The following is an 18,283-nucleotide window of genomic DNA, read 5'->3' as shown; positions in this document are numbered from 1 at the left end:
GCATGGCAGAGAGCGAGAGCGGTCAGGACAAGACAGAGGAACCTACCGAGAAGCGCAAGCGCGACGCACGGGAAAAGGGTGACATCGCCCGTTCCAAAGAGCTCAACACCTTCGCGGTGACCCTCGGCGGCGCCGGCGCCTTGCTGGCCTTCGGCGGCCACCTTGCCGAAACCCTGATGACGCTGATGCGCGTTAACTTCAGCCTGTCGCGCGAAGTGATAGTCGACGAGCGGGCCATGGGCGCCTTCCTGATGGCCTCGGGCAAGATGGCCATCTGGGCCACCCAGCCGGTGCTGGTGCTGCTGTTCGTCGTATCGTTCGTGGCCCCTATCGCCCTGGGCGGCTTTCTGTTTTCCGGCTCCTTGCTGCAGCCCAAGTTCAGCCGGATGAACCCGCTGTCCGGGATCAAACGCATGTTCTCGCTGAACTCGCTGACCGAACTGCTCAAGGCGGTGGCCAAGTTCTTCCTGGTGCTGGTGGTGGCGCTGGTAGTGCTGGCCAACGACCGCGAGGCGCTGATGGCGATTGCCAAGGAGCCGCTCGAGCAGGCGATCATCCACAGCGTGCAGGTGGTGGGCTGGAGCGCCTTGTGGATGGCGGCGGGTCTGCTGCTGATCGCCATCGTCGATGTGCCGTTCCAGCTCTGGCAGACGCACAAGAAGCTGAAGATGACCAAGCAGGAAGTGCGCGACGAATACAAGGATACCGAGGGCAAGCCGGAGGTGAAGCAGCGCATTCGCCAACTGCAGCGCGAGGCGTCGCAGCGCAGGATGATGGCGGCGGTGCCCGAGGCCGATGTGATCATCACCAACCCGACGCACTATGCCGTGGCGCTCAAGTACGACCCGGAGAAGGGCGGTGCGGCGCCGCTGCTGCTGGCCAAGGGCACCGACTTCCTGGCGTTGAAGATCCGCGAGATCGGCCAGGAGCACAAGGTACAGATCCTCGAATCGCCGGCGCTGGCACGGGCGATCTACTACTCGACCGAGCTCGAGCACGAAATTCCGGCCGGGCTGTACCTGGCGGTGGCGCAGGTGCTGGCGTACGTGTTCCAGATTCGCCAGTACCGCTCGGGCAAGGGCAAGCCGCCCGAGCCGCTGAAGAAGGATCTGCCGATTCCCCCGGACCTGCAGCGCGACAATTGATCCTGTAGGAGCGGGCTTGCCCGCGAAAAGAACACCGCGGTGGACCGCGAAAACACCGCAACAGACCGCCTGGCCCCGCATCCAGGCAAAGTTGGAAAGCTTCTTGCAAAGCCACGCCCAAGCGCCGTCAAGGCGTCAAAGTTTTGCTTGAAGAGGATACCCGGTGGATCGCGCTCAGTTAATCAGCAACGCCCGTAACAACCTGGCCGGTCTCGGTCGGGGGAACCTGGGTGTGCCGCTGTTGCTGCTGGTGATGCTGGCAATGATGATGTTGCCCATCCCGCCGTTCCTGCTCGATGTGTTCTTCACCTTCAACATCGCGCTGTCGATCGTGGTCCTGCTGGTCTGCGTCTACGCCCTGCGCCCACTGGATTTCGCCGCCTTTCCGACCATCCTGCTGGTGGCGACGCTGCTGCGCCTGGCGCTCAACGTCGCCTCGACCCGCGTGGTCATGCTCCACGGCCAGGAGGGCCACGGAGCGGCGGGCAAGGTGATCCAGGCCTTCGGTGAGGTGGTGATCGGCGGCAACTACGTGGTCGGTGCGGTGGTGTTCGCCATCCTGATGATCATCAACTTTGTCGTGGTGACCAAGGGTGCCGGGCGTATTTCCGAGGTGAGCGCGCGCTTCACCCTCGACGCCATGCCCGGCAAGCAGATGGCCATCGACGCCGACCTCAACGCCGGCCTGATCGACCAGGCCCAGGCCAAGGCGCGTCGTGCCGAGGTCGCCCAGGAGGCCGAGTTCTATGGTTCGATGGACGGTGCCAGCAAGTTCGTGCGTGGTGACGCCATCGCCGGCCTGCTCATCCTGTTCATCAACCTCATCGGCGGCATGCTCATCGGCATGCTGCAGCATGGCATGACCTTCAGCGACGCCGGCAAGGTGTACGCGTTGTTGACCATCGGTGACGGTTTGGTGGCGCAGTTGCCCTCGCTGCTGCTGTCCACTGCGGCCGCGATCATGGTCACCCGCGCCTCGGGCTCCGAGGACATGGGCAAGCTGATCAACCGGCAGATGTTCGATTCGCCCAAGGCGCTGGCCGTTTCCGGCGCGCTGATGGTGGTGATGGGGCTGGTGCCGGGTATGCCACACATCGCCTTCCTCAGCCTCGGCGTGCTGGCCGGCGGCGGCGCCTACATGGTGTGGAAGAAGCAGCAGAAGGCCAAGCTCCTGGCCGTGCAGGAAGCGCAGCGCCAACAGGATCTGCTGCCATCGCCGCAGCGCGCCATGGAAACCAAGGAGCTGGGCTGGGACGACGTCACGCCGATCGACATGATCGGCCTGGAAGTCGGCTATCGCCTGATTCCGCTGGTCGACCGCAACCAGGGCGGCCAGTTGCTGGCGCGGATCAAGGGCGTACGCAAGAAGCTCTCGCAAGACCTGGGCTTTCTCATGCCCACCGTGCACATTCGCGACAACCTCGACCTGCAGCCCAGTGCCTATCGCCTGACGTTGATGGGAGTGATCCTGGCCGAGGCCGAGATCTACCCGGACCGCGAGCTTGCGATCAACCCTGGGCAGGTGTTCGGCACCCTCAATGGTATCGCCGCGCGCGACCCGGCCTTTGGCCTGGAGGCGGTGTGGATCGATGTGGCCCAGCGCGCCCAGGCGCAGTCCTTGGGTTACACGGTGGTCGATGCCAGCACCGTGGTCGCCACTCACCTGAATCAGATCCTGCAGAAGCACTGCCACGAGCTGATCGGCCATGAAGAGGTCCAGCAATTGCTGCAGGTGCTGTCCAAGGCATCGCCGAAACTTGCCGAGGAACTGGTGCCGGGTGTCATTTCCTTGTCGGGGTTGCTCAAGGTCCTGCAGGCCCTGCTTGCCGAGCAGGTGCCCGTGCGTGACATCCGCAGCATTGCCGAGGCCATCGCCAACAATGCCGCCAAGAGTCAAGATACCGCCGCGTTGGTGGCTTCGGTGCGGGTCGGCTTGTCACGCGCCATCGTGCAAAGCATTGTCGGCGTTGAGTCCGAGCTGCCTGTGATCACTCTTGAACCAAGGTTGGAACAGATCTTGCTCAATAGTCTGCAAAGGGCCGGGCAGGGTCAGGAAGACGGTGTTCTTCTTGAACCGAGCATGGCCGAGAAGCTGCAGCGTTCGCTGATCGAGGCGGCGCAGCGCCAGGAGATGCAAGGCCAGCCGGCCATCCTCCTGGTCGCCGGCCCGATCCGTGCCATGCTGTCGAGATTCGGTCGTCTGGCCGTGCCCAACCTGCATGTGCTGGCGTACCAGGAAATACCGGACAACAAGCAAGTCACCATCGTTGCCACCGTGGGCCCTAACGGCTGAGGTAGTGGGTTATGCAAGTTAAGCGTTTTTTCGCCGCCGATATGCGTCAGGCCATGAAGCTGGTCCGTGATGAGCTTGGCGCCGATGCCGCAATCATCGGCAACCGGCGTATCGCCGGCGGTGTCGAACTGACGGCCGCGCTGGACTACAAACTGTCCGCCCTGGCCCCACGCGTGCCGAATGTCGAGCTCGAGGACGAGCTGCGCAAGACCCATTCGCGCATCGCCACCGCCCAGGCCGAGCTGGACGGGCGTGGTGACGCCGAACTCGGCAACCGGCAATTGTTTGCCGGCCTGTCGCTGACCGCGTCCGAGCCGCTGGTCGAGCCGCATGTGGATGTTCCGGCGCCCGCGCCGGCCCCTGCGGCCCCGACGGTCGACAAGCGCGTCTTCGACGCCATGCGTTCGGAGCTTTCGGGCTTGCGCGAGCTGCTTGAAGTGCAGCTTGGCTCGCTTGCCTGGGGCCAATTGCAGGGCAACAAGCCGCAGCAGGCCAACCTCTGGCGTCGCTTGCAGCGCCTGGGCCTGTCTGGCCCGATCGCCCGTGATCTGCTTGAGCGGGCCGGTGAGATCGAAGACCCGCGTCAGGCTTGGCGCATGGTCCTGGCGCACCTGGCGCGTCTGATCGAGGTGCCTGAGGTGGAGCCGATCGAGGAGGGCGGGGTCATCGCCATGGTCGGCCCGGCCGGCATGGGCAAGACCACCACCCTGGCCAAACTCGCCGCGCGCTATGTGCTCAAGTACGGCTCGCAGCACCTGGCGCTGGTGAGCATGGACAGCTACCGCATCGGTGCCCAGGAGCAGCTCAAGACCCTCGGGCGCATTCTCAATGTGCCGGTGACCTATGTCGATCCGGGCCAGTCGCTGGCCCAGGCCCTGGAACCACTGCTGCGCAAGCGCGTGGTGCTGATCGACACCGCCGGCCTTCAGGCCAGCGATCCGGCGCTGCGCATGCAGCTCGAATCGCTCGCCAGCCGCGGCATCGCCGCCAAGAACTACCTGGTACTGGCCACCACCAGCCAGAAACAGGTGCTGACCGCCGCCTATCACAGCTACAAGCGCTGTGGCCTGGCCGGTTGCATCCTGACCAAGCTCGATGAAACGGGCAGCCTCGGCGAAGTGCTGAGCCTGGCCATCAGTCACGAACTGCCCGTGGCCTATCTCACCGATGGTCCGCGCATTCCTGACGACCTGCAGTTGCCGCGCAAGCATCAGTTGGTGAGCCGCGCGGTCAGCGTGCAGTTGCAGGAAGAGCCCAGCGAAGAGGCCATGGCCGACATGTTCGCTGATCTCTACCACAATCCCGATAAGCGCGCGGGTTGAAGATGAACGGCGCAGGGGGTCGACAGCGGCCCTTCAAGTGGGCAGGTCCCACGCGAGACAAGGTAAAGAACAGACATGGGTAGCATGCATCCCGTACAGGTGATCGCCGTCACCGGTGGCAAAGGTGGCGTCGGCAAGACCAACGTTTCAGTGAACCTGTCCCTGGCGCTGGCTGAACTCGGCCGCCGGGTCATGCTGCTGGACGCCGACCTGGGTCTGGCCAACGTCGACGTGCTGCTGGGGTTGACCCCCAAACGTACCCTGGCCGACGTCATCGAAGGACGCTGCGAGCTGCGCGACGTGCTGTTGCAGGGGCCGGGCGGCGTGCGCATCGTGCCGGCGGCCTCGGGTACCCAGAGCATGGTGCACCTGGCGCCGGCCCAGCATGCCGGGCTGATCCAGGCGTTCAGCGAGATCGGCGACAACCTCGATGTATTGGTGATCGACACCGCTGCAGGTATCGGTGACTCGGTGGTCAGTTTCGTTCGCGCGGCGCAGGAAGTGTTGTTGGTGGTGTGCGACGAGCCCACCTCGATCACCGACGCCTACGCCCTGATCAAGCTGCTCAACCGCGATTACGGCATGAATCGTTTCCGCGTCCTGGCCAACATGGCGCAGAGCCCGCAGGAAGGACGCAACCTGTTCGCCAAGCTGACCAAGGTCACCGACCGTTTCCTCGACGTGGCCTTGCAGTACGTGGGCGCCGTGCCCTACGACGAATGCGTGCGCAAGGCGGTGCAGAAGCAGCGCGCAGTGTACGAGGCCTTCCCGCGCTCCAAATGCGCCCTGGCGTTCAAGGCCATTGCGCAGAAGGTCGACAGCTGGCCGCTGCCGGCCAACCCGCGCGGGCACCTGGAGTTCTTCGTCGAGCGCCTGGTACAGCCCACCAGTGCGGGGCCGGTACTATGAGCGCGAGTGGATTCAAGATGTACAGCAAGGCGTCCAAGGACGCTCAGTACGAGCTGGTCGAGCGCTATGCCCCGCTGGTCAAGCGGATTGCCTACCACCTGTTGGCACGCCTGCCGGCGAACGTGCAGGTCGAGGACCTGATCCAGGCCGGCATGATCGGCCTGCTGGAAGTGGCCAACAAGTACGACGCCAGCAAGGGTGCGAGCTTCGAGACCTATGCCGGCATCCGTATCCGTGGCGCCATGCTCGACGAGGTGCGCAAGGGCGACTGGGCGCCGCGTTCGGTGCACCGCAACACGCGCATGGTCAGTGACGCGATTCGCGCCGTCGAAGCAAGAACCGGTCGTGACGCTAAAGATCACGAGGTTGCTGCCGAACTCCAATTGGGTCTCGACGATTATTACGGGATTCTGAACGATACCTTGGGCAGCCGCCTGTTCAGTTTCGACGACCTGCTGCAGGACGGCGAACACGAAGGGCTGCACGAGGACGGTGTCAGCGGCCAGGTCGAGCCGTCGCGTGACCTGGAAGACGAACGCTTCCAGGCTGCACTGACCGATGCGATCGCCAACCTGCCGGAGCGCGAGCGCCTGGTCCTGGCGCTGTACTACGACGAAGAGTTGAACCTCAAGGAAATCGGGGAAGTGCTGGGGGTCAGCGAATCGCGTGTCAGCCAGTTGCACAGCCAGTGCGCGGCGCGTCTGCGCAGTCGGTTGGGTGAATGGCGAGCGCGGTGAACCCGGGTTCGATGCAGTCGTTTTACGTGGTGCCGAATTGATTGAGCGCGCGCTTGTGAGACGAGCGCGTTTAAGACTGCTTGGAGGTCTAATTGAACAAAGATATGAAAATCCTCATCGTTGACGACTTCTCGACGATGCGGCGGATCATCAAGAACCTGTTGCGTGATCTGGGCTTCACCAACACCGACGAAGCCGACGATGGCACCACGGCTCTGCCGATGCTCGAAAGCGGTCACTACGACTTCCTGGTGACCGACTGGAACATGCCTGGCATGTCCGGCATCGACCTGCTGCGCAGGGTGCGCGCCCACGACCGTCTCAAGGGCATGCCGGTGCTGATGGTGACCGCCGAGGCCAAGCGCGACCAGATCATCGAAGCGGCCCAGGCCGGGGTCAACGGCTATGTGGTCAAGCCTTTCACCGCGCAGGTACTCAAAGAAAAGATCGAAAAGATCTTCGAACGCGTCAACGGCTGAGCCATGTCTGGGGGCGCTATGGAATCAAGAAACGATTCTCTGGGGGAGTTCGAGTCGACCCTGAAGAAGCACGCCGAGCAACTGGTGCAAAGCCTGGAACGCGGCCAGTTCGGCGAGGCGGTGCAGCTGATCCACCAGCTCAACCAGACCCGCGACCGCGGCCTTTATCAGGAAGTGGGCAAGCTCACCCGCGAGCTGCACAGCGCTATCGTCAGTTTCCAGATCGATCCGCGCATGCCGCAGGCCGAGGAAGTGTCGCAGATCACCGACGCCACCGAACGGCTGTCCTACGTGGTCCGGCTGACCGAGAACGCGGCCAATCGCACCATGGACCTGGTCGAGCAAAGCACGCCTGTGCTCAACGATCTGGCATCCGAAGCCCAGAACCTGTCTGCCGACTGGCAGCGCTTCATGCGCCGCGAGGTGGCAGCGCCTGAATTTCGTGAACTGGTCAAGCGCGTCGACAGTTTCCTGACGCACAGCGCCGAAGGTAACCGCAAGGTGGCCGGCCATCTCAACGATATTCTCCTGGCTCAGGACTATCAGGACCTGACCGGGCAGGTGATCAAGCGGGTGACCGCGCTGGTCACCGAAGTCGAAAGCAATCTGCTCAAGCTCGTGTTGATGGCAAGTCAAGTCGACCGCTTTGCCGGCATCGAACATGACCACGATCAATTGCGCGCTGAAAAAGATGAAGAAAAACATCCAACTCGGGGTGAAGGTCCGCAGATTCATGCCGATAAGCGTGAAGACGTCGTGTCCGGTCAGGACGATGTCGACGATCTGCTGTCCAGCCTGGGTTTTTAGGGAGCACGTTTAATGAGCTTCGGCGCCGATGAAGAAATCCTTCAGGATTTCCTGGTAGAAGCCGGCGAAATCCTCGAGCAACTGTCCGAGCAACTGGTCGAGCTGGAAAGCCGACCTGATGATGCGGACCTGCTCAATGCGATCTTTCGCGGTTTTCACACTGTAAAAGGGGGCGCCGGCTTCCTTCAGCTCAATGAGCTGGTGGAGTGCTGCCACATTGCCGAGAACGTCTTCGACATCCTGCGCAAGGGAGAGCGCCGGGTCGATGCCGAACTGATGGATGTGGTGCTCGAAGCGCTCGACACGGTCAACAGCATGTTTGGCCAGGTTCGCGAGCGCAGCGACATCACCCCGGCCACGCCAGAGCTGCTCGCCGCGCTGTCGCGCCTGGCCGAACCGGCCAGCGCCGATGCCGTGGCACCGGTTGCCGTGGCGGCGGTCGTCGAGGCACCGGCTGCCGAGGCGGACATCACCGATACCGAGTTCGAGCAACTGCTTGACTCCCTCGACGCGGTCAAGGCCCAGGCCGAGGCGGCCGAGCAGTCGCAGGGCGAAGCCGTTTCCGGCAGTGCCGACGAGATCACCGACGCCGAGTTCGAGTCGCTGCTCGACCAACTGCATGGCAAGGGTCAGTTCTCGCCGGAAGTCGCGGCGAGCGAACCGGAGGCTGCAGTCGCGACGCCGGCCGGTGACGAGATCACCGACGAAGAGTTCGAGGCGCTGCTCGACCAGTTGCATGGCAAGGGCGCTTTTGCCGCCGATGCACTGCCGAGCGTCGAAGCCACCGCCAGCACCGCCACCGCACCTGCGGCCGAACCTGTCGGCGATCACATCACCGACAACGAGTTCGAGGCCCTGCTGGACCAACTGCATGGCAAGGGCAAGTTCAGTGGCGATGCCGTCGCGGCTGAAGCGCCAGCCGTTGCCGTGGCTGCCGCGCCTGCTGCCAAGGCCGAAAGCAAGCCTGTCGCCAAGCCGGCGCCTGCCCCCGCCGCGGCTGCCAAGCCGGCCGCTGCTCCGGCACCGGCACGCGCTGCAGCGCCGGCTGCCGACAAGCATGGCGCCAGCGAAGCGGAAACCACGGTGCGGGTCGATACTGCGCGCCTGGATGAAATCATGAACATGGTCGGCGAACTGGTGCTGGTGCGTAACCGCCTGGTGCGCCTGGGCCTGAACAGCGGCGACGAGGCCATGTCCAAGGCCGTGTCCAACCTCGACGTGGTCACTGCCGACCTGCAGACCGCGGTCATGAAGACTCGCATGCAGCCGATCAAGAAGGTCTTCGGCCGCTTCCCGCGCCTGGTACGCGACTTGGCCCGCCAGCTCAAGAAAGAGATCAACCTGGAGCTGGTCGGCGAAGAGACCGACCTGGACAAGAACCTGGTCGAGGCCCTGGCCGACCCGCTGGTGCACTTGGTGCGCAACGCGGTCGACCATGGCGTCGAGACCCCCGAGGAACGCGAGGCCTCCGGCAAGGCGCGTACCGGTCGGGTGGTGCTGTCGGCCGAGCAGGAGGGTGACCATATCCTGCTGTCGATCTCCGACGACGGCAAAGGCATGGACCCGAACGTCCTGCGCGCCAAGGCGGTCGAGAAGGGCCTGATGGACAAGGATGCAGCCGACCGCCTGAGCGAGTCGGATTGCTACAACCTGATCTTCGCCCCGGGCTTCTCGACCAAGACCGAGATCTCCGACGTGTCCGGCCGCGGTGTGGGCATGGATGTGGTGAAGACCAAGATTTCCCAGCTCAATGGCTCGATCAACATCTTCTCGGCCAAGGGCCAGGGCTCGAAGATCGTCATCAAGGTGCCGCTGACGCTGGCAATCATGCCGACGCTGATGGTGATGCTGGCCAACCAGGCGTTCGCCTTCCCGCTGGTCAACGTCAACGAGATCTTCCATCTCGACCTGTCGCGCACCAACGTGGTCGATGGCCAGGAAGTGGTGATCGTGCGCGACAAGGCGCTGCCGCTGTTCTACCTCAAGCGCTGGCTGGTCCAGGACCAGCAGCATGAGGAGCAGCTCGAAGGGCATGTGGTGATCCTGTCGGTCGGTACTCAGCGCATCGGCTTCGTGGTCGACCAGTTGGTCGGCCAGGAAGAGGTGGTGATCAAGCCGCTGGGCAAGATGCTGCAGGGCACCCCGGGCATGTCCGGCGCCACCATCACCGGTGACGGTCGTATCGCGCTGATCCTCGACGTCCCGAGCATGCTCAAGCGTTACGCCGCCCGGCGTATTTGATTTCGGCGGCGTGGCCTGGCGGTCGCGCCGCCTAACGGAGTGTTTATGGCAGTCAAGGTCCTGGTGGTGGATGATTCCGGTTTCTTCCGCCGCCGTGTCTCGGAAATCCTCTCGGCGGACCCGACCATCCAGGTGGTCGGCACCGCGACCAACGGCAAGGAAGCGATCGACCAGGCGCTGGCGCTCAAGCCTGACGTGATCACCATGGACTACGAGATGCCGATGATGGACGGCATTACCGCCGTGCGGCACATCATGCAGCGCTGCCCGACGCCGGTCCTGATGTTCTCTTCGCTCACCCACGAAGGTGCGCGTGTCACCCTCGATGCGCTGGACGCAGGGGCGGTCGACTACCTGCCGAAGAACTTCGAGGATATTTCGCGCAACCCCGAGAAGGTCAAGCAGATGCTGTGCGAGAAGGTCCATACCATCTCGCGCAGCAATCGCCGTTTCAGCAGCTTCGCCAGCCACGCGCCAAGCCCGGTTGCCAGCGCTGCGTCGAGCACCAGCCATGCCCCGGCCAGCACCTTGGGCAGCGCTGCACCGACACGCCCTGCGGCGCCGGTACGCAGCGTTGCGCCTGCCGCCAGCCATTCGCCGGCGCCCAAGCGCAAGCCCTACAAGCTGGTGGCCATCGGCACCTCCACAGGCGGTCCGGTTGCCCTGCAGCGGGTGCTGACGCAACTGCCCGCCAACTTCCCGGCCCCCATCGTGCTGATTCAGCACATGCCTGCGGCGTTCACCAAGGCCTTTGCCGAGCGCCTCGACAAGCTGTGCAAGATCAGCGTCAAGGAGGCCGAGGACGGTGATGTGCTGCGTCCAGGCCTTGCGCTGCTGGCCCCGGGAGGCAAGCAGATGATGGTCGATGGCCGTGGCACGGTGAAGATCCTGCCGGGTGACGAACGCCTGAACTACAAACCCTGCGTGGACATCACCTTCGGCTCGGCGGCCAAGACCTACGGTGACAAGGTGCTGTCGGTCGTGCTGACCGGCATGGGTGCCGACGGACGCGAAGGTGCTCGCCTGCTCAAGCAGGGCGGCAGCACCGTATGGGCCCAGGACGAGGCAAGCTGCGTGATCTACGGCATGCCCATGGCGATCGTCAAAGCCAACCTGGCCGACGCCGTGTACAGCCTGGACGAGATCGGCAAGCACCTGGTAGAGGCCTGTGTCTGATGGATGTTCTTAGCCTTATCGGCCTGATCCTGGCGTTCGTCGCCATCGTCGGCGGCAACTTCCTCGAGGGCGGCCACGTCGGTGCGCTGCTCAACGGCCCTGCCGGGTTGATCGTCATCGGCGGCACCCTGGCCGCGGCGCTGCTGCAATCGCCGCTGTCGGCGTTCAAGCGTGCGTTGCAGATCCTGCGCTGGATTTTCTTCCCGCCTCGGGTCGACCTGGCTGGCGGCATCGATCGGGTCGTCAACTGGAGCCTGACTGCGCGCAAGGAAGGCCTGCTGGGGCTGGAGGGCGTCGCCGATGCCGAACCGGACCCGTACGCACGCAAAGGTCTGCAGTTGCTGGTCGATGGCGCGGAGCCTGAGTCGATCCGCAGCATTCTCGAGGTCGACTTCCTCACCCAGGAGAGCCGTGACATCCAGGCTGCCAAGGTCTTCGAGAGCATGGGCGGCTACGCGCCGACCATCGGTATCATCGGTGCGGTGATGGGCTTGATCCATGTGATGGGCAACCTGGCCGATCCGTCGCAACTGGGTAACGGCATCGCCGTGGCCTTCGTCGCCACCATCTATGGTGTGGCCAGTGCCAACCTGATCCTGCTGCCGGTGGCCAACAAGCTCAAGGCCATCGTCCTGCGCCAGTCGCGTTATCGCGAGATGCTGCTCGAGGGGCTGCTGTCGATCGCCGAAGGCGAGAACCCACGCTCGATCGAGCTTAAGCTGCAAGGCTTCATGGAGTAGGCCATGCGTCGTCGTCGCCATACCGAGGAGCACGAGAACCACGAGCGCTGGCTGGTCTCGTACGCCGACTTCATCACCTTGCTGTTCGCCTTTTTCGTGGTGATGTACTCGATTTCCTCGATCAACGAGGGCAAGTACAAGGTCATTTCCCAGGCGCTGATCGGAGTGTTCAACGACCCCGAGCGCAGCCTCAAGCCGATCCCGATCGGCGATGAGCGCCCGCTGACGATCAAGCCGGCAGAACCGTTGATCAAGGACAGTGACCAGGTCGATGCAGGCCTGGGACAGACCAGCGTCGACCCGCTCAAGACCATCACCGACCAGGTGGCCGATGCTTTCGGCGACTTGATCAAGTCGAACCAGATGACCGTGCGTGGCAATGAGCTGTGGGTGGAGATCGAACTCAACTCGGCATTGTTGTTCGGCAGCGGCGATGCCATGCCCAGCGACATCGCCTTCGAGATCATCGAGAAGGTGGCCCGGATCCTCAAGCCGTTCGCCAACCCGGTGCATGTCGAAGGCTTCACCGACAATCTGCCGATCCGCACTGCCCAGTACCCGACCAACTGGGAGTTGTCGTCGGCGCGCGCGGCGAGCATCGTGCGCTTGCTGGCGATGGAAGGGGTGAACCCGGCGCGCATGGCCTCGGTGGGTTACGGCGAGTATCAACCGGTCGCCAGCAACGATACCGCCGATGGCCGGGCGCGCAATCGTCGCGTGGTGCTGGTGATTTCGCGCAATCTCGAAGTGCGCCGCAGCCTGACGGGCTCTGGCAGCGCCAACGCCACCCCGGACGCAGCGTTGCGCCGTGCTGGCACACAAAGTGCACCAGCTACGCCAGCCACGACGGTCGGGAGCAATCCCGTCAAATCTCCGTCACCGAATCTATAGAACCGTTCCCGGCGGGACATTTCGCCCATGCTGGGAGGAAGCAACGCACGATGAGAGTCTGGGCAGTAGCCAATCAAAAAGGTGGCGTCGGCAAGACCACCACCACCATCGCCCTGGCCGGCCTGCTGGCCGAGGCGGGCAAGCGCGTGGTCGTCGTCGACCTCGACCCGCACGGCTCGATGACCAGCTACTTCGGGCACAATCCCGACGCCCTGGAGCACAGCTGCTACGACCTGTTCCTGCACAAGGGCGTGGTGCCCGAGGGGCTGCCGGGGCAGTTGCTGCTGCCGACCAGCCATGAGCGTATTTCGTTGCTGCCCTCGAGCACTGCACTGGCGGTGCTGGAGCGCCAGTCGCCGGGCCAGAATGGCCTGGGCCTGGTAATCGCCAAGAGTCTGGCGCAGCTGTGGCAGGATTTCGACTTTGCCCTGATCGACAGCCCGCCCTTGCTGGGTGTGCTGATGGTCAACGCCCTGGCGGCCAGCCAACAACTGGTGATCCCGGTGCAGACCGAGTTCCTCGCGGTAAAGGGCCTGGAGCGGATGGTCGGCACCCTGGCGATGATCAACCGCTCACGCAAGCAGGCGCTACCCTTCCAGATCGTCCCGACCCTGTTCGACCGTCGTACCCAGGCCTCGCTCGGCACGCTCAAAGTGCTGCGCGACACCTACGGCGAGCAGGTCTGGCAGGGTTACATTCCGGTCGACACGCGCCTGCGCGATGCCAGCCGCAACGGCGTCACGCCCTCGCAGTTCGACGGCAAGAGCCGCGGTGTGATCGCCTACCGGGCGCTGCTCAAGCACCTGCTGACCTACCGCAACGCATTGCAGGTGGCCTGATGAACCGTGCCCCGCAGATCACCAGCAAGCCGCAACTGGCCCTGCAGTCGTACCTCGATGGCCTGTTGCAGGAAGCCACCGAGCCGGTTGAAGTGCCTGAGGCGCCGCCGCTGCCGACAGTGCAGCCACAGGCAGCCGAGCCCAGCGACGAATTCGCCGCTGCGGTTCGTGAAGAACAAGCCCGCGATGCCGTCCGCCAGCCTGAGTCGGTGGTGGCGCTCAAACCCTTTGCCGAGCCTGCGCCCAGGATCCTGCCGACGCTGTTGCCGCCGGTGGAGCCGGTGGTCAGCGTGGTCGAAGAGCAAGTGCTGGCCGAGGCTTCGATTCCGGTGCTGACCCAGACCCAAGCCATAGAGCCGGTCGCCCCGCTGGTCGAAGTCCACCTGCCGTCACCTGCTGCACCGGTGCCGCCGGCTACCGTCGACGGGCGTCCGGCCTGGGCTGCGGAGCCTTTCGAATGCCTGCTGTTCGACGTCGCCGGGCTGACCCTGGCGGTGCCGCTGGTGTGCCTGGGGTCGATCTACAGCCTGGCCGGCCAGGAGCTCACGCCGCTGTTCGGCCAACCGGACTGGTTCCTCGGCATCCTCAGTTGCCAGGCCGGCAACCTGAAGGTGCTGGACACCGCACGCTGGGTCATGCCTGACCGCTACCGCGAGGATTTCCGCCAAGGCTTGCAGTACGTGATTTCCGTGCAGGGCTACGAGTGGGGGCTGGCGGTGCATCAGGTCAGCCGTTCTCTGCGCCTGGACCCGGCCGAGATCAAGTGGCGCAGCCAGCGTGGCCAACGCCCGTGGCTGGCAGGCACCGTGATCGAACACATGTGCGCCTTGCTCGACGTCGCCGAGCTGGCCGAGCTGATCGCCAGTGGTGCGGTCAAGCAGCTGAATACCAAACACAACTGACATGGGCGCCGCATCTGCCGCGGCCTCAACGAGCACACCGCCAACGGCGGTACAAGAGGGCTAGGGGAATGAAAAAGTCGTCTGCACAAGGTTCCGAAGATCCGATCCTGCAGTGGGTCACCTTCCGTCTGGACAACGAGTCCTACGGCATCAACGTCATGCAGGTGCAGGAAGTCCTGCGCTATACCGAAATCGCTCCAGTGCCGGGTGCGCCGAGCTATGTGCTCGGTATCATCAACCTGCGCGGCAACGTGGTCACCGTGATCGACACCCGCCAGCGTTTCGGCCTGATGCCTTCGGACGTCACCGACAACACCCGTATCGTGATCATCGAGGCGGACAAGCAGGTGGTCGGCATCCTGGTCGACAGCGTGGCCGAAGTGGTCTACCTGCGTCAGTCGGAGATCGAGACTGCGCCGAACGTCGGTAACGAAGAGTCGGCCAAGTTCATCCAGGGCGTGTGCAACAAGAACGGCGAGCTGCTGATCCTGGTCGAGCTGGACAAGATGATGACCGAGGAAGAGTGGTCGGAGCTGGAGAACATCTGAGGTGATCTTCGAGGCTGCGGTAATCCTCCTGGCGCTGTTGTGGGCGCTGAGCCTGTGGTTCTTCCTCAACTACAGCAAGCGCCAGCGCGAGCTGGCCAGTCAGCAGGCCCAGGGCGATGCGCTGCGTGACCAGCGCATCAGGGACCTGGCCAAACGCCTGGACGACTACCAGAACGTCACCGTGCGCATGGGGGAAGCCATCCATGAACTGCGCGCGGCGGTCGCGCCGCTGCCTGACAGGCTCCTGCAACTGGAGCAGCGCGACCCCAACAATGTCACCTTCTCCCAGGCGGCCAAGTTGGTGGGGATGGGCGCAAGCGTGTCCGAACTCACTGAAAGCTGCGGGCTGACCCAGGCCGAAGCGGAGTTGATGAGCAAGTTGCATCGGCGCGACTGAGTGTCGAACGGCTCTTATTCGAGCTTGTCATCGCGGGTCGCTTTGCGGCCCCGTTTCTCCCCTCATTCCCTCAGCCAGGATTGGCTGCCGCCGACCCGTACCACCGGTCCCAGCGGTAACAGCTCGTCCACCAACCCCTGCGCCTGTGCCAGGTCAACGAACAGCCATGAGTTGATGCGCTGGATACCACACAGGTTGTTTATCTCGCGCAGCGTATTCAACAGCGGCAGGCGCTGGGCGACCACATCGGTCAACAGCGCGGGCCCGGTCATCTGGCTGAGCCGGGCGGCATGGCGATAGAAACCGGCTGGGTCGTTCGCCAGCCTTGGCCTGTTGTCATAGAAGGCTGGGTCAGCCTGGAAGCGGTTGTACATTTCCTCGGAGATTGCCTCCAGTGTCGGGTTGCCCGCGTGGCTGGCGATCATGCTGTTGTTGTACAGGAAATTCATGCTGAGCTTTTCGTTGCTCATGGGCGGGACCAACAGCAAGCCATCTGGCGTCGTCCTCAGATCGGCGTCATCGATGCTCTTGCTGGCGAGGCCGTCGATGGTGCCGCCAGATGCCTGCAGGGTGTCGTCGATATCCATGTATACCCCACCTTCATGGTTGAGCATGGGGTAGCGCAGGACGTCTGCAGCCGAGGCATAGTTCCTTGCCATGCCACCATTGCCGGCGAGCGCTGCCTGGTACTGGGCGTGGTATTTGCTGCCGGTGAATGCCTGGAAGAAGGGTTGCTCTTCGAGTGCCAGCGCCTGCAGGTCGGGTGCATGTTCTGCGAGCAGTCGCAGGTTCTCGGCATATGCAGCAGGTGATGCATTGGAAAGGAACAGGCGCAGGGTATATGAGCTGTCCTTGAGGCGACTCGTATTGACGGCGAGGTTGTCGAGCAGATCCTGGCTCAGCACTTTGTCACCGACCCACAGGCAGGAAATCTTCCGAGGGATCGGCAGGCGACCTTCGCCAGCCGTTGCCGGCAGTTGCACAGGCAGCGGCAAGTCGATGCCCAGCGCACGCAGCGTAGCGGTTCGGGTGGCGTTCGTTGCGGTGCGGGTGCCGGTTGCCGGCAGGATGTCCAGGCTGCCGTGTTGGGCGACATAGCCTACAGGCTCGACTTCGTTGAGGTCATCCTGGCGGATGAATACGTCCCGCTCCATGTCATAGACCATCTCGGCGCTGTAGCCATCGATGCTGGCCTCCAGCCGGTCCTGGGTTCCATCGTACCTGGGTTCACGGATTACCGAACCGGCCACCGCCTGATCGGCACCCGTCAGCGGCTCTATAGGGTCGTGGATATGGAAATACTCTGCAGGCTCCAGATCCGGCAGACGCGGAGGGCTGATCGGGCTCAACGGATAGCCGATCTGCTCGTTCAACCGCATTGGTGGCACGAAACCTTCGCTTTTCACCGCGAAAATAGCCTTGCTCCTTGCGACCCCTTGTGCAACGAGCGGCAGGGCGTTGAACAGCCCCCAGGTCACGGTGCCGACGCCCCTTTGCTTGTCTTGCAGGGTCTTGCCATTGATAACCTGTTCAAGCCCCAGCGCTGCCTGGGCGATGCCTCCCAGTGCGATCAAAGGCGCAAGCCCGGGAATCACAAGGCTCAGCGGTGCAACGATGTTGAGGGTCGTGGTGAGGTAGCCAAGCCAGCGTTGATGCCAGATCTCGCTGTCGGTGGTAATGAGAAAGTCGGCGTCGTCGATGGTGCGCTGGCGCTGACGCTCAGCCATGTCGGCGAACAGGTCGCCCTCGATCTTCGGGTTGTACTTGGCCGGTCGGTAGTTGACGTAGATGCGCGGTGGCCAGGTTCCATCATCGTTGAAGAAACCATGCTCGGGGGGCAGGCGGTGTGTGTCCGGGTAAGCGCCCAGGCCTTCGAGCGCGGTGTCGAGTCCGCTGAAGTCCAGCCCCTGGGGACGGTCGGCCAGTCTGAAGTGTTGCTTGAGCGCATTGCGCTTGTCGGCATCGCGGCACTGCAACCCGATCCAGTCCTTGAGTGCTTCTTCACTGGCAAACTCGAGCAGAGGAGAGCTGTTGCCCGGCATGTAGAGCACGGTCAGGTCGCTTTGGGTGTCTGTCAGGTAGAGCAGGTCGGTCGCTGCATATCCATAGATGCTCAAGGTGCTCATGCGCAAAGTGTCCGGCTTGTGCAGGCCGGCGGCTTGCCAGATCAGCTTGCGGGCAGGATCGCTGAGGCTGCCCTCGCTGACTTGCTTGTTGCAGGCGGCGATGAAGTTGAGCTTGCAGGCCAGGGCATAACTCTTCTGGTGGCCGACCCAGTAGTCATCGAGCAAGGCTCTGTATTGGGTGTGGTAGTCGATGGCCTCGATGTGGCTTTGCAGGGTTTCGGCGGATATCGGCAGCAGTGTGGAATAGTCCAGGCGTGCGTCGCTGGTGCGTCGGAACAGGCCGTTGAATACGCGGTACCATGCGCCATTCTGAATCAGCGGCGGGGGAGGGAGTTCGTCGACGATGCGGATGGATTGTCTTGGCAGGGTACCGGCCCAGGGCCGGTGGAACACTGCCTGCAGCAGGTCGTTGTTGGATTCGCCCTGCCAGTTCATCAGCACGGCCTCGGTCAGGCCGACTCGCTGCACGATCTTGGCCAGTGGGGTGTCGATACCCGACTCATGCACATGCAGAGTCACTACTTCGATCTGCTCGGCGTCCAGTGTCACGCCCTTCGTGAGCAACCAGTCATTGATGGCGCGTCTGACCTCAAGTTCTGGACGGGGGATGTGTGCCAGATGATCGGAAACAAAGCGGATGCCTGACGCGTTGATATGGGTTGAAAGCATGACGCTCACCTTGTGAGGAGTGGGCGGACAGGATGGGCGATCATGCTTTGCAGGCGAGTTAG

16 protein-coding genes are annotated in these 18,283 nt (G+C 63.4%); 15 read left to right on the top strand and 1 reads right to left on the bottom strand.

What is annotated here, in order from left to right:
• Window positions 1-2 precede the first annotated feature (2 nt).
• The 15 genes from flhB to F6X62_RS20800 all read left to right on the top strand — a co-directional run bounded on the left by flhB (window position 3) and on the right by F6X62_RS20800 (window position 15,426).
• On the top strand, window positions 3-1,145 hold the full coding sequence (gene flhB, locus F6X62_RS20870; RefSeq protein WP_153774586.1) for a flagellar biosynthesis protein FlhB: 1,143 nt from the start codon (window positions 3-5) through the stop codon (window positions 1,143-1,145).
• 163 nt (window positions 1,146-1,308) lie between these two features.
• Entirely contained in the window at window positions 1,309-3,438 is a 2,130-nt protein-coding gene (gene flhA, locus F6X62_RS20865; RefSeq protein WP_063545676.1) for a flagellar biosynthesis protein FlhA, read from the top strand.
• Window positions 3,439-3,449: 11 nt separating this feature from the next.
• The gene (flhF, locus tag F6X62_RS20860) at window positions 3,450-4,760 is read left to right on the top strand and encodes a flagellar biosynthesis protein FlhF (RefSeq protein WP_054895560.1); all 1,311 of its coding nucleotides are present in this window, start codon (window positions 3,450-3,452) and stop codon (window positions 4,758-4,760) included.
• Between the two features lie 75 nt (window positions 4,761-4,835).
• Window positions 4,836-5,669, top strand: a complete 834-nt coding sequence (gene fleN / locus F6X62_RS20855; RefSeq protein ID WP_016393812.1) for a flagellar synthesis regulator FleN — start codon at window positions 4,836-4,838, stop codon at window positions 5,667-5,669.
• Complete coding sequence (gene fliA / locus F6X62_RS20850) at window positions 5,666-6,406, top strand: RNA polymerase sigma factor FliA (protein ID WP_054895561.1); 741 nt, start codon at window positions 5,666-5,668, stop codon at window positions 6,404-6,406. Before fleN ends, fliA begins: the two co-directional genes overlap by 4 nt.
• A gap of 104 nt (window positions 6,407-6,510) precedes the next feature.
• Entirely contained in the window at window positions 6,511-6,885 is a 375-nt protein-coding gene (locus F6X62_RS20845) for a chemotaxis response regulator CheY (RefSeq protein WP_153774585.1), read from the top strand.
• 18 nt (window positions 6,886-6,903) lie between these two features.
• Window positions 6,904-7,692, top strand: coding sequence for a protein phosphatase CheZ (locus tag F6X62_RS20840; protein WP_054895562.1), 789 nt, complete (start codon window positions 6,904-6,906; stop codon window positions 7,690-7,692).
• A 12-nt stretch (window positions 7,693-7,704) separates the two neighbouring features.
• On the top strand, window positions 7,705-9,933 hold the full coding sequence (locus F6X62_RS20835; RefSeq protein WP_153774584.1) for a chemotaxis protein CheA: 2,229 nt from the start codon (window positions 7,705-7,707) through the stop codon (window positions 9,931-9,933).
• Window positions 9,934-9,978: 45 nt separating this feature from the next.
• Window positions 9,979-11,109 carry a chemotaxis response regulator protein-glutamate methylesterase gene (locus F6X62_RS20830; protein ID WP_054895564.1) on the top strand — a complete coding sequence of 377 codons (1,131 nt, stop codon included), beginning with the start codon at window positions 9,979-9,981 and terminating at the stop codon, window positions 11,107-11,109.
• Window positions 11,109-11,849 carry a flagellar motor protein gene (locus F6X62_RS20825; RefSeq protein ID WP_153774583.1) on the top strand — a complete coding sequence of 247 codons (741 nt, stop codon included), beginning with the start codon at window positions 11,109-11,111 and terminating at the stop codon, window positions 11,847-11,849. Before F6X62_RS20830 ends, F6X62_RS20825 begins: the two co-directional genes overlap by 1 nt.
• Window positions 11,850-11,852: 3 nt before the next feature.
• Window positions 11,853-12,740, top strand: a complete 888-nt coding sequence (motD, locus tag F6X62_RS20820; RefSeq protein ID WP_054895566.1) for a flagellar motor protein MotD — start codon at window positions 11,853-11,855, stop codon at window positions 12,738-12,740.
• Window positions 12,741-12,790: 50 nt separating this feature from the next.
• On the top strand, window positions 12,791-13,579 hold the full coding sequence (locus F6X62_RS20815) for a ParA family protein (protein ID WP_054895567.1): 789 nt from the start codon (window positions 12,791-12,793) through the stop codon (window positions 13,577-13,579).
• Complete coding sequence (locus tag F6X62_RS20810; protein WP_153774582.1) at window positions 13,579-14,481, top strand: CheW domain-containing protein; 903 nt, start codon at window positions 13,579-13,581, stop codon at window positions 14,479-14,481. The genes F6X62_RS20815 and F6X62_RS20810 overlap by 1 nt, the downstream gene beginning before the upstream one ends.
• A 68-nt stretch (window positions 14,482-14,549) precedes the next feature.
• The gene (locus F6X62_RS20805; RefSeq protein WP_016393802.1) at window positions 14,550-15,029 is read left to right on the top strand and encodes a chemotaxis protein CheW; all 480 of its coding nucleotides are present in this window, start codon (window positions 14,550-14,552) and stop codon (window positions 15,027-15,029) included.
• A 1-nt stretch (window position 15,030) separates the two neighbouring features.
• Window positions 15,031-15,426 (top strand): DUF2802 domain-containing protein, encoded by a 396-nt coding sequence (locus F6X62_RS20800; protein WP_054895569.1) that lies wholly within the window; start codon window positions 15,031-15,033, stop codon window positions 15,424-15,426.
• A gap of 62 nt (window positions 15,427-15,488) precedes the next feature.
• On the opposite strand, the gene F6X62_RS20795 is transcribed toward F6X62_RS20800, so the two are convergent.
• Window positions 15,489-18,221, bottom strand: a complete 2,733-nt coding sequence (locus F6X62_RS20795) for a dermonecrotic toxin domain-containing protein (RefSeq protein ID WP_153774581.1) — start codon at window positions 18,219-18,221, stop codon at window positions 15,489-15,491.
• Window positions 18,222-18,283: the final 62 nt, after the last annotated feature.

Origin of the sequence: Pseudomonas sp. MNR3A (assembly GCF_009650575.1) — a bacterium.
GTDB classification, from domain to species: Bacteria; Pseudomonadota; Gammaproteobacteria; order Pseudomonadales; family Pseudomonadaceae; genus Aquipseudomonas; species Aquipseudomonas machongensis.
The sequence above is the reverse complement of the archived record's forward strand: the minus strand, read 5'-3'. Positions and strand labels throughout refer to the sequence as shown.

Coding starts and splice junctions, on each gene's coding strand:
- F6X62_RS20825 (WP_153774583.1), top strand. CDS start 11,109: ATGGATGTTCTTAGCCTTATCGGCCTGATCCTGGCGTTCGTCGCCATC.
- F6X62_RS20810 (WP_153774582.1), top strand. CDS start 13,579: ATGAACCGTGCCCCGCAGATCACCAGCAAGCCGCAACTGGCCCTGCAG.
- F6X62_RS20845 (WP_153774585.1), top strand. CDS start 6,511: ATGAAAATCCTCATCGTTGACGACTTCTCGACGATGCGGCGGATCATC.
- fleN (WP_016393812.1), top strand. CDS start 4,836: ATGGGTAGCATGCATCCCGTACAGGTGATCGCCGTCACCGGTGGCAAA.
- flhB (WP_153774586.1), top strand. CDS start 3: ATGGCAGAGAGCGAGAGCGGTCAGGACAAGACAGAGGAACCTACCGAG.
- F6X62_RS20795 (WP_153774581.1), bottom strand. CDS start 18,221: ATGCTTTCAACCCATATCAACGCGTCAGGCATCCGCTTTGTTTCCGAT.
- motD (WP_054895566.1), top strand. CDS start 11,853: ATGCGTCGTCGTCGCCATACCGAGGAGCACGAGAACCACGAGCGCTGG.
- F6X62_RS20815 (WP_054895567.1), top strand. CDS start 12,791: ATGAGAGTCTGGGCAGTAGCCAATCAAAAAGGTGGCGTCGGCAAGACC.
- F6X62_RS20805 (WP_016393802.1), top strand. CDS start 14,550: ATGAAAAAGTCGTCTGCACAAGGTTCCGAAGATCCGATCCTGCAGTGG.
- flhF (WP_054895560.1), top strand. CDS start 3,450: ATGCAAGTTAAGCGTTTTTTCGCCGCCGATATGCGTCAGGCCATGAAG.
- fliA (WP_054895561.1), top strand. CDS start 5,666: ATGAGCGCGAGTGGATTCAAGATGTACAGCAAGGCGTCCAAGGACGCT.
- F6X62_RS20840 (WP_054895562.1), top strand. CDS start 6,904: ATGGAATCAAGAAACGATTCTCTGGGGGAGTTCGAGTCGACCCTGAAG.
- F6X62_RS20830 (WP_054895564.1), top strand. CDS start 9,979: ATGGCAGTCAAGGTCCTGGTGGTGGATGATTCCGGTTTCTTCCGCCGC.
- F6X62_RS20835 (WP_153774584.1), top strand. CDS start 7,705: ATGAGCTTCGGCGCCGATGAAGAAATCCTTCAGGATTTCCTGGTAGAA.